This is a genomic window from Pseudomonas sp. N-137 (assembly GCF_034555295.1).
In the GTDB taxonomy this organism is placed as follows: Bacteria; Pseudomonadota; Gammaproteobacteria; order Pseudomonadales; family Pseudomonadaceae; genus Aquipseudomonas; species Aquipseudomonas rhizophila.
In genome coordinates, this window is record NZ_JAXUDQ010000032.1 from 65,882 (window position 1) to 86,148 (window position 20,267).

Below are 20,267 nucleotides of genomic sequence, written 5' to 3' on the forward strand. Positions count from 1 at the left end.
AGTGATGGTTAATTAAATGGCGCAAGCAATGTGGCGACCAAACTGGAAGGCTGCCACTTATCAATCAAGTAACGGACTAAGGATTTGAAAATGGAACTTAAGAATAATGAACCTGGCGTGGCGACATGGTCGGACCTGAAAACCTTTAAGATTTTTTCAGTCTCGGGCGGTAATCAGTTGTACCGCAACGGTTATCAGCAATTGAAGGTTAAAGTGGTTGTCGAGGTCGAAGACTGGCTCTGGGGCAGTGTCGCTCTAAGCCAGTCCGAGCTGGACTCCATTGTTCTGGTCGATGCATTGACCGGATTGGCATTGACCAAAGACCGGCACCGCGAAGACATCAAAGACTGGAGGTACACCGAGCGGGAGGACAGCCGTTTTCGCCAGCTTCCTCCGAATGGCCCTATCCAAGGCTCGGTGCCGTCGGGTGAGTTTGTTTACACCAAAGATTTTTATGTCACGACCCGTTCCGACACACCGATAGATTTACAGCTGTGCATCACGCGGGCCGATGGCAAAAAATTTCTATCTTCCAAGGCCAGCGAGTTTGGCTCTCTGGTATTGATTCCACTGGCGCCCGCTGTTTACCGAAGTGAGCAGTACTCTGTTCGCGCCATCCCCGCCTACTATTCCAGCCAATCGCCTGATATCGCGAAAGTCGAGGGTTTTGTCCTGGAGTTGATCGTTGACCAGCAGCGAATGGAATTTGTGGCGGACTTTTATATGCGGACGCATCTTCAGATAGGAAGCCCGGACAATCGATACTCGGGTTATTACGTGGTGGGCTATGGCGATGGCCGCGCAATACGAACGTCAGCCTATTTGAGTTGGGAACGGCCGGATGCGGTAGGAAGGAATTTAAGCGAAAAGGGCGCGGTTGCATTCGTTCTCGCGTTCGGAAAAAAGGGTGGGCCGGTGTGGGTCCGAGAGAATAGAAACAGCGCTGCACTGGAAATGCGTGATGTATTTGGAAATTTCCATCAACTGCGCGTCGGGATAACTGAAGAGACGTTGGCGGTCTGGGTCGCCCGGTAAATCAGAAACCATGTTCAAGGAAGAATAGATGAGTCGCTCAGTTTCATTCAAAGAGCAGTTAACTTCGGCTGCCTTCAGGTTTGATAGTTTCATTCGCTCGGGTGTTGATCTTCGTACCGGTAGTTATAGTTGCAGCGTGGCGCTGGATGCAGCGCCCACTGACGCAGCCGGCGGGTCGAAGGTACCGCTTACCCTTTCATATGATTCTTTCAATAATCAAAACATGGGTTTAGGCACCGGCTGGTCCCTGCGCACCTGCAGCTATGAGCAACGCCGACGCAAGCTGACGCTGTCGAACGGCGTGACCTATAAGCTTCTGGTCAGCGAAGGCCAGGCCACGTTCAAGGATAAAAAGCTCGATAACCTGAACGTTACGGTGCAAGGCGATGAACTTGTCATTGAGCACATAGATGGGCGGACCGAAATACTCTCGCGCCCCTCTGCAACGGCTGAGGAGTGGCTGCTGACGCATGCGTATTGCCCCAATGGCACGCAAACGCGCTATGCCTACAGGCTCATCTCCGGACAGCGACGGCTGACGGAGGTTTATCACCAACATCACCGCCTGTTGAGTATCGACTATGCCCAGAACGGAGGAACGCCACCGACCATTACCTTGTGGCCGGATATGCCTTCAAAAAGACTCCAATACCGGTTCGCGCTCAACAATGAACTACTCCAGCGCATCATTCTGGTCACGGCCGAAAATAATCAGTTGATGTGGTCCTTTGGTTATCGGCGAATCAACGGTTTTTTGCTGATGACCAACGTCCAACAGCCAAGCGGCGCGCAGGAAACGCTCAGTTACAGGCCTGAGGGACATCGCTTGCCTACGGGGGCGCCGGTCTCTTCGTTGCCGGTTGTCGTCCAGTCGGTCATGTCCCCCGGCGGGGGGCAGCCGGCCATGATGAGCAAATATGAATACTCGCGCAGAAACTTTCTCGGGTTCGATTCGCGGGCGCTCTGGACCGCTGACAGTGATGTGCTTTATGGCTTGAGCGGGCAGTACGAGTACGCTTGCACCCAGATACAGATCGCCCTGGATGAAGGTGGTCAGCGTGAGGCGTCTCGCGTCACGCGTACCTACAACCGCTTTCATTCGATGATTTCGCAAAGAACGATCAGTGGCGGCAAGATGCAACTGCGGGAGATCGAATACCACGATGTCCCCAATAGGGCTTTCGAGGATCAGCCCCCACAGTTCCAGATGCAACGCGTGGTGCGCGACAGCTTCTTTGACAGCAGCGATGCCGCGGATGCGGGGCGCAGTAGAATCAGAAGCGAGGTCACCCGCACGTCCTATGATGAACATGGGAATCTGCTGGAAAAGACCAGTCCGAGCGGAGTGCGTGAAGTCTATGAATACTTCCCCGCACAAGGGGATGCTGACTGCCCTGCCAGTCCATTGGGCGTGCCGTCCTTGCTCAAACAGAAGTCCATTTTCGCTTCCCCTGACTTCGCTGCCGCGCCTACAACGGTGGTCCGTTACACCTACGCTGAGCTGCCTTCGTTACGTCCCGGTGGCGGCCGTTGTGTGCAGCTCGCCAGTGAAACACTGTACGAAGACGGCGTCAGCGAGCCACGGGTGGACTGTCGATTAAAGTACGTCAATGACGTCAATGACGTCTTCCATGCGAGGCTGCAAAGCAAAGTTGAAACGGTAGGCGGTGTGCGGACTGAATACCATTATGCCTACCAGCGTGAAAACGGGCATGTCCGCACCGACCAGACCTTTAGCGCCGAAGGCGTGAGGCACTTGCGACAGAGCTGGCATGACGAGTGTGACTGGCTGATCAAGACCCGTGAATCCGGGGGCAGCAGCGTCAGCATGAAATACGATTCGCTGGGGCAACTGATCCGTGAAACGGTGATGCCAGGCACCGACAGCGCAGCGTCGCGTCAATTCACCTATCAACCGTTCACACCCGAAGATCCGTTTGTCACGGTCATCGTCACGGATTCGCGGGGTGTCCAGACAGCGACCCGCAGTGACGGGGTCGGCCGCACCATCAGCGTCCAGAAGCAGGATGTCGATATGCCTGGCGCGCCCATGCGCCTGATCTATCAGGCCGAATACGACAGCCTCGGGCGCCTGAAGGCGGATGAAGAAACCGACTGGTTCGAGGGCCAGGCGAAATCACTGAAGACCCTGTACGAGTATGACCCGTGGGGACATCAGAGCCGCGTCCGTCGCCGTGGACAGGTGATCGTGCATGATGAGGTCGACCCGGTAGCGCTCACTCGCACACAGTGGATGGAAGGCGCCGGCAAGACGCGTACGTTCACGAACGTTTTTGGCAAACCGTCGCGCATCGAACGGGTGGACCTGTCAGGCGTTATTCGAGAGGTCACCGCCTACGAATACGATGGGCTGGGACGGTGCATCAGGCAAAGGGCTTCTGACGGGGCGGTGACTCGCTTCAGCTACGATCTGGCGGGGAGGGTTCTGAGTACGGTTTTGCCCGACGGTACGGTCATCAAGAAGCAGTACGCGGTACACAGCCAGGGTGACCATCCCACGCAAATCAGCGCCAATGACTACGTGGTGGGTAGCCGAACCTACGATGGGCTGATGCGTATTACGCTCAATCGCTCAGGTGGTCGCACTGAACGATTGGTCTATGAAGGCTCCAGCAGGAACGCTTCGCAGAGGATCACTGCGGCCGGCAAAGTCCTGCGGTTCACCCTTGATCCGTTGCTCGATGATTGTGTCACCGAGCGCGCAGGCAGCCAGGCGCCGGTTTCGACAAGGCATCGTTTTGATCCGCGCACCGGCCTGCTCCAGGAGTCGGCCAACGCGCTGGTGCAGCGACGCATGGAATATTCTGCGTCCGGTCGGCTCAAGCAGGAGAAATGGGTAACTGCGCTCGACCGGTTCGAAAGTTCGCAAACCCACTCGTTGATGGGAAAGCCGATTTGCCATACAGACGTCAACGGCGCGGATCGCACCTGTCTTTATGACGAGACAGGACGGTTGTCGGGCATCACCCAAGGCCGAGTCTGCGTCGCCTACTCGTACAACGCTCAAGAGCAACTCAGTTGTATCACCGTCACCGACGCTCAATCGGGCCTGTCGATGGTCACCGACCTGGTGTACGACGAGTTTGGCCGCGAGGTTCTTCGACGTTCCTCCTCCCAGGAAAAAGACGTCCTGGAGTTGGCCCAGTCGTTCGGCCCCGGCGATAAGCTCAGCCAGCGCACGCTCAAGGTCGGGAACGTCCTCCTGCGCCTGGAATCGTTCACCTATGATCTGCGTGGCCGCTTGGAGCGTTACGCCTGCAAGGGTGAGCAGGCGCCCGTGGATACGCAGGGAAAAGTTATCGTTTCCCAGGATTTCACTTACGACTATCTCGATAACATTCGTCAGGTCACCACCCGTTTCGTCGGTGGCGAGAACATTGCGAACTATCGGTATGACCTGGCTGACAAAACGCAACTCAGTGCCGTCATCCACAGTCATCCCGACTATGTGGCGGGCAATACAACCTTCAGTTATGACGCGGACGGCAATATGCTCAACGATGGGCAAGGGCGCAGGCTGCTTTATGACGAGTTGGGCCGCCTGGAAAGCGTGACGTCGGCGGACTCCAGATCGACGTTGGCCCGCTATCGGTATGACGCCGCGGATTGGCTCCATGCCTTTGAGCTGACGGGGGAGAAGGCATACCGGCGTTTCCACCATCAAGAGCAGTTGTGCAGCGAAGTGGCGGGTGACGAGAGGCGCAGCATCGTGCGCGAAGGGCGGCAGTTGCTGGCCCTGTTGCAAGGCCAGGAGACGGCGCTGTTTTGCACCGACGCTTACGGCAACGTCCTGCAGGCACTTTCCGGTGCAGACACCACCACGCAGGCTTATTCACCCTATGGGCAACGCCCGGTGTCCGACGGGTTGGGTAGCCTGTTCGGTTTCAATGGCGAGCCGCTGGACCCCGTGACGGGATGTTACCTGCTGGGTAATGGCTACCGGGCTTACGATCCGGTACTGATGCGATTCCACCGGCCCGACAGTTGGAGCCCGTTCGATGGCGGCGGCCTCAATCCTTATGCCTATTGTCTGGGAGACCCGATCAATCTCAGCGACCCGACAGGCCATATTTCTGCCTGGGGTTGGGTCAAGATAGGTCTTACTGCTGCTTTTGCTGTGGCTTCCGTCGCATTGACCCTTGCGACCCTTGGCGCATCCGCACCTTTGGTCGGGGTGTCATTTTCGGCTGCGGCGGCGTTGACGCTGGAAGTGGTGTCAGGCGCGGCATCGATTGCATCGGTGGTGTTGACGGAGGCAGCCCCGGATGCCGTCGCCACGCAGATTCTCAGTTACACCAGTATTGCGCTGGGTATCGTGTCTGGCGGGGCTTCCCTGGCGGGCAAGGTATTGGGCAAAGGCACAAGCGTCGCGTTGCAGAAAACCGTCGAGGCACTCGGTGATACCGTGACATTGAATCGTGGCAATGCCTTGCGTGCGGTACGTGTTGGGGAATATGCCAAGGCCGCGAGCCGTCTGGTTCCTGAAGGCGGGCGGCGTAACTTCATCGCTGTGCAAAACGACCTGAGGAATGTACTGACAGCCAAGGATGTGGTCGGTTACGTCAAGTATCCGGTTGACGGCGTCAGGTACACGATCGATAGAGACCGGTACATCGAAAAAGCCAAAGAGTATCTCCAGCGCGCGGACGAATTTTTCGGCAGCCAGTCGCTTTGGCAGGCACAGGACGAAATCTATGGTGACGTCAGGAAGCGAAGCGCCGATATCCGATTTGCCTGACGAGGAAATTACGCCTGCTCATTTATGACTTATGGGTATAAGTACCTCAACAAAAGATATTGTTAAGGCATAAAAAATATCGGTATCGTCCACATCACGCCAGCGATAGCACTTCGCTGGCACTTCCATTGTTTGACCGTGGTCCATGACGACGGTGATCTTCGATAAGGACACTGCATGAAAAAGGTTCTGTTATTCACCGCGTTGGCAGCGGCCCTGACCTCGGGTCTGGCCCAGGCGGCGGAGAAACTCGTCGTGGCGGCCACCCCGGTGCCCCACGCTGAAATCCTTGAGCTGATCAAGCCGGCCCTGGCCAAAGAAGGCGTGGACCTGCAAATCAAGGTGTTCACCGACTACGTTCAACCCAACGTACAGGTTGATCAGAAGCGCCTGGACGCCAACTACTTCCAGACCCTGCCGTATCTCAAGAGCTTCAACGAAGGCAAAGGCACCGATCTGGTGACCGTGATCGGCGTGCATGTGGAACCGTTCGGTGGTTACTCGAAGAAAGTCAAAAGCCTGGCCGAACTCAAGGACGGCGCGACCATCGCCATCCCCAACGAAGGCAGCAACAGTGGTCGCGCCCTGATCCTGTTGCAGAAGGCGGGCCTGATCGAGCTCAAGGACCCGAAAAACGCCCTGGCCACGCCCAAGGACATCGCCAAGAACCCGAAAAACTTTCAGTTCAAGGAGCTGGAATCGGCCATGCTGCCGCGTGTGCTGGATCAGGTCGACCTGGACATGATCAACACCAACTACGCCCTGGAAGCGGGTCTTAACCCGGCCAAGGATGCGCTGGTGATCGAAGGTTCGGATTCGCCCTACGTGAACTTCCTGGTGGCCCGCCCGGACAACAAGGACAGCCCGGCCATGCAGAAACTGGCCAAGGCCCTGACCAGCCCGGAAGTGAAGGCATTTATCGAGAAGAAATACAGCGGCGCGGTACTGCCGGCGTTCTGATCGAACAGCAAGGATTTTAAGTTTCAACGCCGACGGCTTTGCCAGCGTCGGCGTTTTTTTTGTGCCGACGCTCAGAACCCGTCTTGATCGATGTAGCTATGCAGGCGGTTTTTTCAATGCGCGGCGCAGGGCCACGAGCAGTTTGACGATGTCGCGTGGGTCGAGGTGTTGCGGGGCTTTCACGTCAGCCATTGTGATCTTCCTTGTGATGGGGGCCAGGCAGTCTGGCCATAAGCTGCGGTTCCTTGGAGAGGTCCGTCGAGAAATAGACCCGTCCTACAGCCAGTGGAAAAATAGCCTTCTTACTTGGCCCCTGCAAATACCGTCGATCAATCCGGCCAGCTCCAGGCCGGCGCATCCAGTATTCCCTGGCCGACGATCCCGGTCTGGCCCAGATCTTTCTCCAGCACGATGCAATTGCAGTCGTTGTCCTGCTGCAAGGCGGTGATCAAGCGCCGGGCATGGGAGACCACCCAGACCTGACAGTGCGCTGAAGCGCGGATGATCAACCGCGCCAGGGCCGGCAACAGGTCCGGGTGCAGGCTGGTTTCCGGTTCGTTGAGCACCATCAGAGAGGGTGGGCGCGGGGTGAGCAGTGCGGCTATCAGCAGCAGATAGCGCAGGGTCCCGTCGGAAAGTTCGGCAGCCGACAGCGGGCGCAGCAAGCCATGCTGATGAAACTCGATGCCGAAACGCCCGCCTTGCAGTTTCTCGATATGCAGCCGGGCACCGGGGAATGCGTCGCTGATGGACGAGTGCAGGGCTTGATCGTCGCCGATCTCAAGAATGGTTTGCAGGGCAGCGGCCAGGTCACGCCCGTCGTGGTGCAGCACCGGCGTGCGGGTGCCCAGTTGCGGCTGGCGCGCCGGGGCGTCGGCGTCGCTGCGAAAGTGGTCATAGAAGCGCCAGCGACGAATGAACTCGCGCATTTGCAGCACCTCCGGTGAGGTGCGCAGGCTGCCGACCTGGTCGAACAAGCTGTCAAAGGTGGGCGTGTACTGAGCCAGGACGTCCCAGGTGCGACCGTCCCGGGCACGGATCATGGGCCCGTTGCGATCCACCAGCAGGCTGGCGGGACGAAACACCGGGCCGGCCCAGATGCATTCGCGCTTGATTTCAGGGTCCAGCGAAAACGCGGACAAACTCGGTTCCGGCAGGCCGAGGGAAATCGAATAGCTGAAATCTTCCCCGGCAAAACCCAGGCGCAGACGTTTCGTGCTGAGCCGCACCGTAGCTCCGATGGGCACCTCGCCGTTGCGCATACGCCGGCTGATCACTTCCGGCCCGGCCCAGAAGGTCGAGTCCAGCCCGCCTTCGCGGGCCAGGGCGTTGACCACGCCACCCTGGGCGGTCTCCGCCAACAGGCGCAGGGCACGATACAGATTGGATTTGCCACTGCCGTTGGGGCCGGTGATCAGGTTCAGCCGGCCCAGGGGGATCACCAGTTTGTTGATCGAGCGGTAGTTGGCCACCGCCAGTGTCTTGAGCATGTGCAAATTTTTCCCGCTGCCGCAAAGGCACTAGTCTGCCTGATGGGTGTATCCATTGTGATCCTGTGGCAGGTGTTGAACCCTGTTCTAAGCTCACAGTCGTATCGTCACTGGTACGTCCGTACAACGCAAAGGAGTCTGCATGGCTGGTCCTCGAAGTAAAGTTCTGGTTGGCCTTGGCTTGTGTGTGGTGTTGGCCGGATGCGGTGATGAAAAAACCGAGGAAAAGGCCCTGCCGAGGGTTTTCGTGCAACAGGCCGTGCCCACCGAATATGCCGCCTCGGTGACCCTCACCGGTGACGTCCAGGCTCGGGTGCAGACCGATCTGTCGTTCCGCGTGGCCGGCAAGATCGTCGAGCGCAAGGTGGATGTCGGTGATCGGGTTTCGGCCCGACAGGTGCTCGCCCGGCTCGACCCCCAGGATCTGCAGACTCGTGTCGACTCCGCCCAGGCTCAGGTGGCTGCCGAACAGGCGCGGGTCAAGCAGAGTGCGGCGGCGTTCGTGCGCCAGCAAAAACTCTTGCCCAAGGGTTATACCAGCCAGAGCGAATATGACACGGCCCAGGCGCAACTGCGCAGCAGCCAGAGTGCGCTGACCGCTGCCCAGGCCCAGTTGGCCAACGCCCGCGAACAACTGAGCTATACCGCGCTGATCGCCGAGGCTCCGGGCATCATCACGGCACGGCAGGCGGAGGTCGGCCAGGTGGTGCAGGCCACGGAACCGATCTTCAGCCTGGCCCAGGACGGAGAGCGCGACGCCGTGTTCAATATCTACGAGTCACTGTTGCGCGAACCGCCCTCGGATCCCGCCATTGTCATCAGCCTGCTGGACAACCCGGCCATCAAGACCACCGGTACGGTGCGCGAGATCACCCCGGCGGTTTCCGCTGAAACCGGCACCGTGCAGGTCAAGGTGACGCTCAGTGAGTTACCCGAAGGCATGCGCCTGGGTTCGGTGGTCAGTGCCACCGCCAAGTCTGCCGGCAAGACCGCCGTGGAACTGCCCTGGTCGGCGCTGACCAAGAACCTTCACGATCCGGCGGTGTGGCTGGTGGACGATGCAGGCAAGGCGCAGTTGCACAATGTCATCGTCGGCCGGTATCTCACCGGAAAGGTCATCATCAGCGACGGGCTCAAGGGGGGTGAGACAGTGGTCACCGCGGGTGGGCAATTGCTGCATCCCGGCGTGCGCGTAGAGATCGCTGAAAATACCCATGAGAAATCCCCGACGGGAGTCCAGCCATGAAGCGTTTATGGATGGTCTCGACTGGCCTGTTGCTGGCGGCGTGCTCGAAGGAAGAGCCGCCACCTGAGCCGGTGCGCCCGGTGTTGTCCATCGAGGTTCGCGCGCTCGACCAGCAAGCCCTTGGGCGCTTCGCGGGCAGCATCCAGGCCCGTTACGAGACCAATGTGGGGTTCCGCGTGCCGGGACGGATCGCCAGCCGCAACGTCGATGTCGGCGCCGAAGTGAAGAAGGGTGATTTGCTCGCTACCCTCGACCCCACCGATCAACAGAACCAGTTGCGCGCCGCCCAGGGCGACCTGGCGCGGATCGAGGCGCAGTACATCAATGCCCAGGCTAATGCCCGTCGCCAGCAGCAGTTGTTCGACCGTGGTGTCGGCGCGCAGGCGCAACTGGACATTGCCCAGACCGATCTGAAAACCACCGCGGCTTCCCTGGAACAGGCCCGTGCATCGGTGGAGCAGGCTCGCGACCAACTCAACTACAGCCAGTTGCACACCGACCACGATGCCGTCGTCACGGCCTGGAATGCCGAGGCCGGGCAGGTGGTCACTGCCGGCCAGCAAGTGGTGACCCTGGCGCGCCCGGACATCAAGGAAGCGGTGATCGACCTGCCGGCCGGCCTGGCTGAGCGCCTGCCCGCCGATGTCGTGTTCGAGGTTGCCGGGGAACTGGACCCGAGCATCCGCACGACCGCCACCGTGCGCGAGATCGAACCCCAGGCCCAAAGCGCCACCCGCACGCGCCGCGCACGGCTGACCCTGGGCGATACACCGCCAGGCTTTCGCCTGGGCACGGCCATCAGCGTGACCCTGAGCTCAACCATCGAGCCGCGCATCGAGCTGCCGCTCAGTGCCTTGCAAGAGGTTGATGGCACAACGCGGATCTGGCTTGTCGATCCGCAGAGTCAGACCGTTTCCCCCCGAGAGGTGAGGATTCTCAGCCGCTCCACCGACTCGGTGCTGGTGGCCAATGGCATCAAGCCCGGCGACCGTGTGGTCAGCGCCGGTGTGAACAGCCTCCAGCCGGGGCAGAAAGTGAAACTCGACGAGGACGTACGATGAAAGGGCCTTTCAACTTATCCGAATGGGCCCTGCGGCATCAGTCGTTTGTTTGGTACTTAATGTTCGTCGCCCTGTTGATGGGGGTGTTTTCCTACATGAACCTGGGGCGCGAAGAAGACCCCTCGTTCACCATCAAGACCATGGTCATCCAGACTCGTTGGCCTGGCGCGACCCAGGAGGAAACCCTCAAGCAGGTCACCGACCGCATCGAGAAAAAACTCGAAGAGCTCGACTCTCTCGACTATGTCAAAAGCTATACCCGACCAGGGGAGTCGACGGTGTTCGTGTACCTGCGCGATACCACCGACGCCGAGGAAATCCCCGGGATCTGGTATCAGGTTCGCAAGAAGATCGACGACATCCGTGGTGACTTCCCCCAGGGCCTGCAGGGCCCGGGATTCAACGACGAATTCGGCGATGTGTACGGGTCGGTCTATGCCTTCACCGGCGACGGGCTTTCGATGCGTCAGTTGCGCGATTATGTGGAGCAAGTGCGCGCCGAAATCCGTGAGGTACCGGGCCTGGGCAAGGTCGAGATGGTGGGCGAGCAGGATGAAGTCCTGTACCTGAATTTTTCGACCCGCAAGCTCGCCGCGCTGGGTATTGATCAGCGCCAGGTGGTGCAGAGCCTGCAATCCCAGAACGCTGTGACTCCCGCCGGGGTGATCGACGCCGGGCCGGAGCGGATTTCCGTACGCACTTCCGGGCAGTTCCAGTCGGAAAAGGACCTGGCCAACGTCAATCTGCGGCTCAATGATCGTTTTTATCGCCTGGCCGACATCGCTGACATCAGTCGCGGTTATGTCGACCCCGCGACCCCAATGTTTCGCTTCAATGGCACGCCGGCCATTGGCCTGGCCATTGCGATGAAGAAGGGCGGCAACATCCAGGAATTCGGCAAGGCACTGCACGCGCGCATGAACGAACTGACCGCCGATCTGCCAGTGGGCGTCGACGTGCATACCGTGTCGGACCAGGCCGAAGTGGTGGAGGAAGCGGTCGGCGGTTTCACCAGCGCGTTGTTCGAGGCGGTGATTATCGTGCTGGTGGTCAGCTTTATCAGCCTTGGCTTACGGGCCGGGCTGGTGGTGGCCTGCTCGATTCCGCTGGTATTGGCGATGGTCTTTGTGTTCATGGAATACAGCGGCATCACCATGCAGCGGATTTCCCTCGGTGCGCTGATCATCGCCCTCGGTCTGCTGGTGGACGACGCGATGATCACCGTGGAAATGATGGTCACGCGCCTGGAGAAAGGTGAAACCAAGGAGCAGGCCGCGACCTTCGCCTACACCTCAACGGCGTTCCCGATGCTCACCGGGACCCTGGTGACCGTGGCCGGGTTCGTGCCCATCGGCCTGAACGCCAGCTCCGCCGGCGAGTACACCTTTACCCTGTTTGCAGTCATTGCCGTGGCGATGCTGGTGTCGTGGATCGTCGCGGTGCTGTTCGCCCCGGTGATCGGCGTGCACATCCTCAGTACCAATGTGAAACCCCACAGCAACGAGCCAGGACGGATCGGCCGGGCTTTCAATGGCGGCTTGCTGTGGGCGATGCGCAATCGCTGGTGGGCCATTGGCATCACCGTGCTGCTGTTTGCGTTGTCGGTGTTTTGCATGCGTTTTGTGCAGAACCAGTTCTTCCCGTCTTCGGACCGCCCGGAAATTCTGGTGGACTTGAACCTGCCGCAGAACGCTTCGATGGACGAGACCCGCAAGGCGGTCGATCGCCTGGAGGCGACGCTCAAGGGCGACCCGGACATCGAGCGCTGGAGCACCTACATCGGTGAGGGCGCGATTCGTTTCTACCTGCCGCTGGACCAGCAGTTGCAGAATCCGTACTACGCGCAACTGGTGATCGTCAGCAAAGGCCTGGAATCGCGCACGGCCCTCACCGAACGCCTGCAAAAGCGTCTGCGCGAGGACTTCGTCGGCATTGGCAGCTACGTGCAGGCCCTGGAAATGGGCCCGCCGGTGGGGCGGCCGATCCAGTACCGGGTCAGCGGCAAGGACATCGACCAGGTGCGCAAGCACGCCATCGAACTTGCCAGCGAACTGGACAAGAACACCCACATTGGCGAAATCATTTATGACTGGAACGAGCCGGGCAAGGTGCTGCGTATCGACATTGCCCAAGACCGGGCGCGGCAACTGGGCTTGTCTTCGGAGGACGTGGCCAGGCTGATGAACAGTATCGTCAGCGGTTCGCCGGTGACCCAGGTCAATGACGACATATACCTGATCAACGTGGTCGGTCGTGCCGAAGACGCCGAGCGCGGTTCGCCGCAGACCCTGCAGAACTTGCAGATCGTCACGCCGAGCGGCACCTCCATTCCGCTGCTGGCGTTCGCCACAGTGCGCTATGAACTGGAACAACCCCTGGTGTGGCGTCGCGACCGCAAGCCCACCATTACCATCAAGGCCGCGGTGCGCGATGAAATCCAGCCCACCGATCTGGTGAAGCAACTGCAACCGGCCATCGATCAATTCGCTGCCGGCCTGCCGGCGGGCTACAAGGTCGCCACCGGGGGGACGGTGGAAGAAAGCAGCAAAGCCCAAGGGCCGATCGCCAGCGTCGTGCCGCTGATGCTGTTTTTGATGGCGACCTTCCTGATGATCCAGCTGCACAGTGTGCAGAAGATGTTCCTGGTTGCCAGCGTCGCGCCCCTGGGGTTGATCGGCGTGGTGCTGGCGCTGGTGCCGACGGGCACGCCCATGGGCTTTGTGGCGATCCTCGGGATACTGGCACTGATCGGCATCATCATCCGCAACTCGGTGATCCTGGTGACCCAGATAGATGAGTATGAACGTGACGGGTACGAGCCCTGGGATGCGGTGGTGCAAGCCACCGAACATCGGCGTCGGCCGATTCTGCTCACCGCGGCCGCCGCGAGCCTGGGGATGATCCCGATTGCCCGGGAAGTGTTCTGGGGGCCGATGGCCTACGCGATGATCGGCGGGATCATCATCGCCACCCTGCTGACGTTGTTGTTCCTGCCGGCGCTGTATGTGGCCTGGTACAAGATTCGCGAGCCCAAGCGCGACTGAACAGGCGGTGAATCATTGGGGCTGCGGTGCAGCCCCATCGCGAGCAGGCTCGCTCCCACATTGGGTCTCGGTTGTACACCACGTGTGGCCGCTGAGATCTACTGTGGGAGCGAGCCTGCTCGCGATGCGGGTGCCTCATCACCTCTATTTACGCAACAACCGCAACCCATTGAACACCACCAGCAAACTCACCCCCATGTCGGCAAACACCGCCATCCACATGGTGGCAAACCCGGCAAAGGTGAATCCCAGAAAGATCGCCTTGATGACCAGCGCCAAAGCGATGTTCTGTTTCAGGATGCTCGAAGTCTGCCGCGACAGGCGGATGAACGCCGGGATCTTGCGCAAGTCATCGTCCATCAGGGCGACATCGGCGGTCTCAATGGCGGTGTCGGTGCCCGCCGCCGCCATGGCGAAGCCGATCTCCGAGCGCGCCAGGGCAGGGGCGTCGTTGATGCCGTCGCCCACCATGCCGACCCGGTGACCCAAGGCATACAGATCCTCGATGGCTTGCAGTTTGTCGCCTGGCAACAGATCGCCTCGGGCCTGATCCATGCCCACCTGTGCGGCAATCGCTTCGGCGGTATGGGCGTTGTCGCCGGTGAGCATCAGGGTCTTGATACCCAGCTCATGCAGTTGCTGGATGGCTTCGCGGCTGGAGTCCTTCACCGTGTCGGCGACGGCAAACAGCGCCAAGGGGCCTGAGTGGTCGAGCAACAGCACCACGGACTTGCCTTGTTTTTCCAGGGCGAAGAGCTTCTCTTCCAGCTCGGCAGAGCACAGGCCCAGGTCTTCCACCAGACGGTGATTGCCCAAATGATAGGTCTGGCCGTTGATATCGCCGCGTACCCCGCGTCCCGGCAGCGCTGCAAAGTTATCCACAGCGTGCGGCGCCTGCTGTTTATCCACAACTGCGTTGGCGATTGCGTGGGAGACCGGATGGTCGGAACGGGCGGCAAGACTGGCGGCCAAAGCGGGTGCCGTCGCTTCCACTGTCGGGTCGAGTGGAACGTAGTCGGTCTGCACCGGCTTGCCATGGGTGATCGTGCCGGTCTTGTCCAGGGCCAGATAGTCGAGCTTGTGGCCACCCTCCAGATACACGCCGCCCTTGATCAGAATGCCTTTGCGCGCCGCTGCGGCGAGGCCGCTGACAATGGTCACCGGGGTGGAAATCACCAGCGCACACGGGCAGGCCACCACCAGTAACACCAGCGCCCGGTAGATCCAGTCGAACCAGGTCGCCCCCATGAATAGCGGCGGGATCACCGCCACGGCCAACGCCAGGGCGAACACCGCCGGGGTGTAGATTTTCGAGAACTGATCGACGAAGCGCTGGGTCGGGGCGCGGGAGCCCTGGGCCTGTTCCACGGCGTGGATGATTCGCGCCAGGGTGGAGTGGTCGGCTGCGGCGGTCACGGTGTACTCCAGTTCGCCGGCCTGGTTGATGGTGCCGGCGAAAACCTTGTCGCCCACGGTTTTTTCCACCGGCAGGCTCTCGCCGGTAATGGGCGCCTGGTCGATGGTAGAGCGACCGGCGACGACGTCCCCGTCCAGACCCACCCGTTCGCCTGGACGAACCCGCACCCGTGCACCGAGGTTGATGGTCTTGACCGCTTGCACCTGCCAGGTGCCATCGGCCTGTTGCACGGTGGCCTGTTCCGGGGCCATCTGCATCAGGCCGCTGATGGCGTTGCGCGCCCGGTCCAGGGACTTGGCCTCGATCAATTCAGCCACCGTGAACAGGAACATCACCATCGCCGCTTCCGGCCATTGGCCGATCAGCACCGCACCGGTCACCGCGATGCTCATCAGTGCATTGATGTTCAGGTTGCGGTTTTTCAGAGCGATCCAGCCCTTCTTGTAGGTACCGAGACCGCCGCTGAGGATCGACACCAACGCCATTAGCGCGACCACCCACTCCGGCGCGGCGCTGGTGAAGTGGATCACCTCGGCACCCAGTGCGGTGACACCCGACAGCGCCAGCGGCCACCAGGGCTTAGCCGGGGCGGGCAATTCGCTGGTTTCTTTTTCCTGGCCCGGGGCCAACGGCTCGGCCTGCATGCCCAGGGACTGGATCGCATCAATGATCGGCGAGTCGTTGGGCAAGTCGTGAGTCACGCCCAGCACGCGATTGATCAGGTTGAATTCCAGTTGTTGCACGCCTGCAAGTTTGCCGAGCTTGTTCTGGATCAGCGTCTGTTCGGTGGGGCAGTCCATGGCCTGGATGCGAAAACTGCTCAGCCGAGCGCCGTCCGTCGGGGCCTTGCCGAGCTTGACCACCGACGGTGCCGCTTTGGCTGAGCAGCAGGAATGCCCGTGGTCATGGCCGTGGTTGGGCTTGTGGGTGTGAATGGAATCGCTCATCGGGTTACGTCCGTGAAAAGTGCCTGTTGCACAGTAAAGACCCTGTAGCCACTATAGGGTCAAGCACCTGTTTTGGAGGCAACGTCATGAAGATCGGCGAACTGGCAAAAATCACCGACTGCCAGGTCGAAACCATTCGCTACTACGAGCGCGAAGGCTTGCTGCCGGAGCCGGCCCGCAGCGATGGTAATTATCGGGTCTACACCCAGGCTCATGCCGAGCGGCTGACGTTCATCCGCAACTGCCGCACCCTGGACATGACCCTGGAAGAAATCCGCAGCCTCCTGGCCCTGCGCGACAGCCCTCAGGACCAGTGCGAAAACGTCAACGCGCTGATCGACGAACACATCCACCACGTCAAGGCGCGCATCGACGGTCTGCTGGCCTTGCAGACACAACTGATCGACCTGCGCCATCGTTGTGGCGAAGGGCCGGACCCGGATCAATGCGGGATTTTGCAGCGCCTGGAAGTGAGTGGCGCGGTGGCGCCGGAGGTGGAGCATTCACATGTGGGCAGGAGTCATGGGCATTGAGCCGATCTTGAACATATGAAGATCCAATGTGGGAGCGAGCCTGCTCGCGATAGCGCAGTGTCAGTCACATGGATTTCGCATGTGAAGACGCTATCGCGAGCAGGCTCGCTCCCACAGGGGGAGAGGTGGTGTGGCTTAGACCGCCATCGGCGCCGTCATCGGCGCGTGGTGCTGGTAGCCCTCGAGGGAGAAGTCGCTCGGCTCTACTAGCTCCAGCCACTCAGGCTGGTACACACCGGTCTTGGCGAACTCCGGCACGCGCTCGGAAATCACCAGTTTGGGCATCGGGAACGGCTCGCGCTTGAGCTGCTCGTTGAGCATGTCCAGGTGGTTTTCGTAGACGTGGGCGTCGCCGATGAAATAGGTGAACCAGCGTGGCGTGTAGCCGGTCAGGCGACCGATCAGGCTCAGCAGCGCGGCGCCTTCGGTGAGGTTGAACGGTGTGCCCAGGCCCAGGTCGTTGGAACGGATGTAGAGGGTCAGGGAGATTTCCTTGGTCTCGACATTCGGGTGGAACTGGTAGAGCAAATGGCAGGGCGGCAGGGCCATTTCATCGAGCTGGGCGCAGTTCCAGCCGTGGAACAGGATCCGTCGGCTGCCCGGGTCCTTGATGATGGTGTCGACGCACTGGCGCACCTGATCGATGGCTTTGTACAGCACCACGTAGGCCTGACCGTTTTCTTCGCCCTCGGCGATTTGTCGGTAGCCCTGGGCCAGGGTTTGCTCGATGGCGGCCGGGTTGCTCAACGGGATCTGCTTGTAGGCTGGCCACTTGCGCCATTGCACACCATAGATCTCACCCAGGTCATCTTCGCCCTGGCGAAACGGGTTGGCCAGCCATTGGGCGTTTTCGTTGGCGTTCTGATCCCAGACCTTGCAGCCCAGGGCACGGAATTCGGCGGCGTTGTTGACCCCACGGAGGAAACCGCACATCTCACCGATGGCTGACTTGAAGGCCATTTTGCGCGTGGTGATGGCCGGGAATCCGTCCTTCAGGTCATAGCGCAACATGGCGCCGGGAAAGCTGATGGTGTTCACGCCCGTGCGGTTGGCTTGCTTGGTGCCGTTCTTGATGACGTGGGCCACCAGATCGAGATATTGCTTCATGGGTTACCTGTGTCCTTGAACCCGGGGCCAGCGCCCCGGGGTTCGAATTTAAATCTTGGCCGCCGCAGCCGGCGCACGATGATAGGCCAGCCAGATCAGCGCCAGGCCACCAATGATCATTGGCAGGCACAGCAACTGGCCCATGGTCAGCCAGTTCCACGCCAGATAGCCGAGTTGGGCGTCTGGTACGCGGACGAATTCAACGATGAAACGGAAGATCCCGTAGAACAGCGCGAACATGCCCGACACGGCCATGGTCGGCCGTGGCTTGCGCGAGAACAGCCACAGGATGGCAAACAGTGCCACGCCTTCGAGCGCGAACTGGTACAGCTGCGAAGGATGACGGGGCAGCTGCGCCGGGTCGCTGAACGGCGGGAAGACCATCGCCCATGGCACGTCGGTGGCCTTGCCCCACAATTCGGCGTTGATGAAGTTGCCGATGCGCCCGGCCCCCAGGCCAATCGGCACCATTGGCGCGACGAAGTCCATCAGCTCGAAAAACGACTTGTTGTTGCGTTTACCGAACCACAGCGCTGCCAGCATCACGCCGATGAACCCGCCGTGGAACGACATGCCGCCCTTCCAGACTTCGAAGATCAGCGTCGGATTGGCCAGGTACGCGCTCAGGTCGTAGAACAAGACGTAACCCAGGCGTCCGCCAACGATCACGCCCATGGATAGCCAGAACACTAGGTCCGAGAGCTTTTCCTTGTTCCAGGTTGGATCGAAGCGGTTGAGCCGGCGCGACGCCAGCAGCCAGGCGCCGCCGATGCCGATCAGGTACATCAGGCCGTACCAGTGGATTTTCAGCGGGCCGATGGCCAGGGCCACCGGATCGATCTGCGGGTAAGGCAGCATTGATATTCCTCGTAAACGTCAAAAATATCCGGGCGACGCTGCCACCTCGGGATTAAGCCAGGATTGCGTCAGAGCAGAAAACTCAAGCCCACGCTGAACAGCAAAGCGGCGAACAGCCGTTTGAGCAAGCGCGGTGACAGGCGATGGGCCAGTCGCGCGCCGAAGCGGGCGAAGACCATGCTCGTCAGGGCAATGCCCAGTAGCGCCGGCAAATAAACAAAACCGAGACTATGAGCCGGCAGCCGCGGATCTTGCCAGCCCAGAATCATGAAACTTAATGCACTGACCAGGGCAATCGGCAAACCGCAGGCCGATGACGTCGCCACCGCCTGTTGCATCGGCACGCTGCGCCAGGTCAGGAACGGCACGGTCAGCGAGCCGCCGCCGATGCCGAAAATCGCCGAGGCCCAGCCGATCACCGTCCCCGCCACCGTCAACCCGACCTTGCCCGGAACTGTGCGGCTGGCCTTGGGCCTCAAGTCCAGGCCCAGTTGTACGGCGACAATCAGGGCGAACACGCCGATGATTTTTTGCAGGTTCGGACCGGAAATCGCTTCGGCAGTGACGGCTCCGAAACCGGCACCGATCAGGATTCCAACGGTCATCCAGGCAAAAATCGGCCAGCGCACCGCGCCTTTGCGCTGATGCTCGCGCACGGCATTGACCGAAGTGAAGATGATCGATGCCAGGGACGTGCCGACCGCCAGGTGCGTCAACACCAGTGGGTCGAAGCCCTGCAAGGTAAAACTGAATACCAGCACCGGGACGATGATGATCCCGCCACCCACGCCGAACAGTCCGGCCAGCACGCCGGCACAGGCGCCGAGCAGCAGATAGAGCACAAATTCCACCAGCGTCCCTCGCCCATCCTAGAAACAAGAGCGGCATGGTAACGGATCCATGGCCTTGGGCTCCACTCAAGGCGATGGATGCCGGGGCGATGTCTGGGTAGAGTGAAACCCACAACAGCTGTGCTCGGCTTTATTTTTAAGGGGACTATCTGATGTGCCTGATCGTATTTGCCTGGCGCCCCGGCCACGCCCGGCCGCTGATCGTGGCGGCCAACCGCGATGAGTTCTACGCGCGCCCGACCTTGCCCCTGGGGCAATGGCCTGACGCCCCTGATGTTCATGCCGGTCGCGATCTGGAAGCCGGGGGGACCTGGCTTGGCGTCGGCGCCGATGGCCGCTTCGCTGCCCTGACCAACATTCGCGACCCGGGCCAGCCGCCCGGCTTCAAGTCCCGTGGTGAACTGGTGGCGCGATTTTTGAGCGGAAATCTTTCAATTGCCGATTATTTGAGCGAAGTGGTGCCCCGTGCCGGTGAGTATGGCGGGTTCAACTTGCTGTTGGGCGATGGCACCGAACTGTGGCACCACAATGCCCGCGATGCCCGGCCACAGCGACTGGCCGAGGGTGTCTACGGTTTGTCGAACGCCGGGCTGAACACGCCATGGCCCAAGCTGCTCAAGGCCCGGGCGGCGCTGGTCGAGGTACTGGACGACCCGCAGCCCCAGGCCTTGTTGGCGCTACTGAACGACCCGCAGCCGGCCCCGGTAGCCGAACTGCCGGACACTGGCGTAGGGCTGGCGACCGAGACACTGTTGTCGAGTGTGTTCATCGCCAGCCCTGCTTACGGGACGCGAGCGAGTACCGCGCTGATTGTCCATGCCGATGGGACGCGGCATCTGGTCGAGCGCAGTTATGGGCCGCTTGGGGGGCATTTGGGGGAGGTAGAAGTCAGGGTTTAGTCTTGTGGTGCTTGTGCCGGCCCCTTCGCGAGCAAGCCCGCTCCCACAGTAGATCTTCAG

General features: G+C 60.4%; 13 protein-coding genes. 8 read left to right on the forward strand and 5 right to left on the reverse strand.

Features of this window, described 5'->3' with window-relative positions:
* Positions 1 to 90 precede the first annotated feature (90 nt).
* The 3 genes from T3A99_RS26840 (at position 91) to T3A99_RS26850 (ending at position 6,754) form a co-directional block, all read left to right on the forward strand.
* A complete protein-coding gene (locus tag T3A99_RS26840) occupies positions 91 to 1,035 on the forward strand; it encodes a hypothetical protein (RefSeq protein WP_047226801.1) in 945 nt (314 codons plus the stop codon).
* Between the two features lie 28 nt (positions 1,036 to 1,063).
* A complete protein-coding gene (locus tag T3A99_RS26845; protein ID WP_322834969.1) occupies positions 1,064 to 5,794 on the forward strand; it encodes an RHS repeat-associated core domain-containing protein in 4,731 nt (1,576 codons plus the stop codon).
* Positions 5,795 to 5,971: 177 nt separating this feature from the next.
* Positions 5,972 to 6,754: a MetQ/NlpA family ABC transporter substrate-binding protein gene (locus T3A99_RS26850; RefSeq protein WP_047226803.1), complete on the forward strand. Its 783-nt coding sequence runs from the start codon at positions 5,972 to 5,974 to the stop codon at positions 6,752 to 6,754.
* Positions 6,755 to 7,083: 329 nt separating this feature from the next.
* On the opposite strand, the gene T3A99_RS26855 is transcribed toward T3A99_RS26850, so the two are convergent.
* Entirely contained in the window at positions 7,084 to 8,244 is a 1,161-nt protein-coding gene (locus tag T3A99_RS26855) for an AAA family ATPase (protein ID WP_047226804.1), read from the reverse strand.
* A gap of 142 nt (positions 8,245 to 8,386) precedes the next feature.
* Between T3A99_RS26855 and T3A99_RS26860 the strand changes: the two genes are divergently transcribed.
* Genes T3A99_RS26860 through T3A99_RS26870 form a run of 3 tightly spaced genes read left to right on the forward strand, consistent with a single transcriptional unit; the run spans position 8,387 to position 13,595 of the window.
* The gene (locus tag T3A99_RS26860) at positions 8,387 to 9,490 is read left to right on the forward strand and encodes an efflux RND transporter periplasmic adaptor subunit (RefSeq protein WP_173406414.1); all 1,104 of its coding nucleotides are present in this window, start codon (positions 8,387 to 8,389) and stop codon (positions 9,488 to 9,490) included.
* Positions 9,487 to 10,551 carry an efflux RND transporter periplasmic adaptor subunit gene (locus T3A99_RS26865; RefSeq protein ID WP_173406415.1) on the forward strand — a complete coding sequence of 355 codons (1,065 nt, stop codon included), beginning with the start codon at positions 9,487 to 9,489 and terminating at the stop codon, positions 10,549 to 10,551. Before T3A99_RS26860 ends, T3A99_RS26865 begins: the two co-directional genes overlap by 4 nt.
* The gene (locus tag T3A99_RS26870; RefSeq protein ID WP_047226807.1) at positions 10,548 to 13,595 is read left to right on the forward strand and encodes an efflux RND transporter permease subunit; all 3,048 of its coding nucleotides are present in this window, start codon (positions 10,548 to 10,550) and stop codon (positions 13,593 to 13,595) included. Before T3A99_RS26865 ends, T3A99_RS26870 begins: the two co-directional genes overlap by 4 nt.
* Positions 13,596 to 13,739: 144 nt before the next feature.
* On the opposite strand, the gene T3A99_RS26875 is transcribed toward T3A99_RS26870, so the two are convergent.
* Entirely contained in the window at positions 13,740 to 15,959 is a 2,220-nt protein-coding gene (locus T3A99_RS26875) for a heavy metal translocating P-type ATPase (RefSeq protein WP_107323103.1), read from the reverse strand.
* Positions 15,960 to 16,045: 86 nt separating this feature from the next.
* Here T3A99_RS26875 and cadR point away from each other — a divergent pair, with 86 nt between their 5' ends.
* Positions 16,046 to 16,492, forward strand: coding sequence for a Cd(II)/Pb(II)-responsive transcriptional regulator (gene cadR, locus T3A99_RS26880; protein ID WP_173406417.1), 447 nt, complete (start codon positions 16,046 to 16,048; stop codon positions 16,490 to 16,492).
* 135 nt (positions 16,493 to 16,627) lie between these two features.
* Here the strand turns inward: cadR and T3A99_RS26885 are convergent, their stop codons facing one another.
* The 3 genes from T3A99_RS26885 to T3A99_RS26895 all read right to left on the reverse strand — a co-directional run bounded on the left by T3A99_RS26885 (position 16,628) and on the right by T3A99_RS26895 (position 19,308).
* Positions 16,628 to 17,599, reverse strand: a complete 972-nt coding sequence (locus T3A99_RS26885) for a thymidylate synthase (RefSeq protein ID WP_047226810.1) — start codon at positions 17,597 to 17,599, stop codon at positions 16,628 to 16,630.
* A 48-nt stretch (positions 17,600 to 17,647) separates the two neighbouring features.
* The gene (gene lgt / locus T3A99_RS26890) at positions 17,648 to 18,457 is read right to left on the reverse strand and encodes a prolipoprotein diacylglyceryl transferase (protein WP_076383259.1); all 810 of its coding nucleotides are present in this window, start codon (positions 18,455 to 18,457) and stop codon (positions 17,648 to 17,650) included.
* Between the two features lie 68 nt (positions 18,458 to 18,525).
* Positions 18,526 to 19,308: a sulfite exporter TauE/SafE family protein gene (locus T3A99_RS26895; RefSeq protein ID WP_076383260.1), complete on the reverse strand. Its 783-nt coding sequence runs from the start codon at positions 19,306 to 19,308 to the stop codon at positions 18,526 to 18,528.
* A gap of 152 nt (positions 19,309 to 19,460) precedes the next feature.
* On the opposite strand from T3A99_RS26895, the gene T3A99_RS26900 reads away from it, so the two are divergent.
* Positions 19,461 to 20,207, forward strand: a complete 747-nt coding sequence (locus T3A99_RS26900) for an NRDE family protein (RefSeq protein WP_322834970.1) — start codon at positions 19,461 to 19,463, stop codon at positions 20,205 to 20,207.
* Positions 20,208 to 20,267 lie beyond the last annotated feature (60 nt).

Bases quoted from the DNA above. Each gene is read 5' to 3' on its own strand.
- T3A99_RS26845 (WP_322834969.1), top strand. From the start codon at position 1,064: ATGAGTCGCTCAGTTTCATTCAAAGAGCAGTTAACTTCGGCTGCCTTC.
- lgt (WP_076383259.1), bottom strand. From the start codon at position 18,457: ATGCTGCCTTACCCGCAGATCGATCCGGTGGCCCTGGCCATCGGCCCG.
- T3A99_RS26855 (WP_047226804.1), bottom strand. From the start codon at position 8,244: ATGCTCAAGACACTGGCGGTGGCCAACTACCGCTCGATCAACAAACTG.
- T3A99_RS26870 (WP_047226807.1), top strand. From the start codon at position 10,548: ATGAAAGGGCCTTTCAACTTATCCGAATGGGCCCTGCGGCATCAGTCG.
- cadR (WP_173406417.1), top strand. From the start codon at position 16,046: ATGAAGATCGGCGAACTGGCAAAAATCACCGACTGCCAGGTCGAAACC.
- T3A99_RS26860 (WP_173406414.1), top strand. From the start codon at position 8,387: ATGGCTGGTCCTCGAAGTAAAGTTCTGGTTGGCCTTGGCTTGTGTGTG.
- T3A99_RS26900 (WP_322834970.1), top strand. From the start codon at position 19,461: ATGTGCCTGATCGTATTTGCCTGGCGCCCCGGCCACGCCCGGCCGCTG.
- T3A99_RS26865 (WP_173406415.1), top strand. From the start codon at position 9,487: ATGAAGCGTTTATGGATGGTCTCGACTGGCCTGTTGCTGGCGGCGTGC.
- T3A99_RS26850 (WP_047226803.1), top strand. From the start codon at position 5,972: ATGAAAAAGGTTCTGTTATTCACCGCGTTGGCAGCGGCCCTGACCTCG.
- T3A99_RS26875 (WP_107323103.1), bottom strand. From the start codon at position 15,959: ATGAGCGATTCCATTCACACCCACAAGCCCAACCACGGCCATGACCAC.
- T3A99_RS26840 (WP_047226801.1), top strand. From the start codon at position 91: ATGGAACTTAAGAATAATGAACCTGGCGTGGCGACATGGTCGGACCTG.
- T3A99_RS26885 (WP_047226810.1), bottom strand. From the start codon at position 17,599: ATGAAGCAATATCTCGATCTGGTGGCCCACGTCATCAAGAACGGCACC.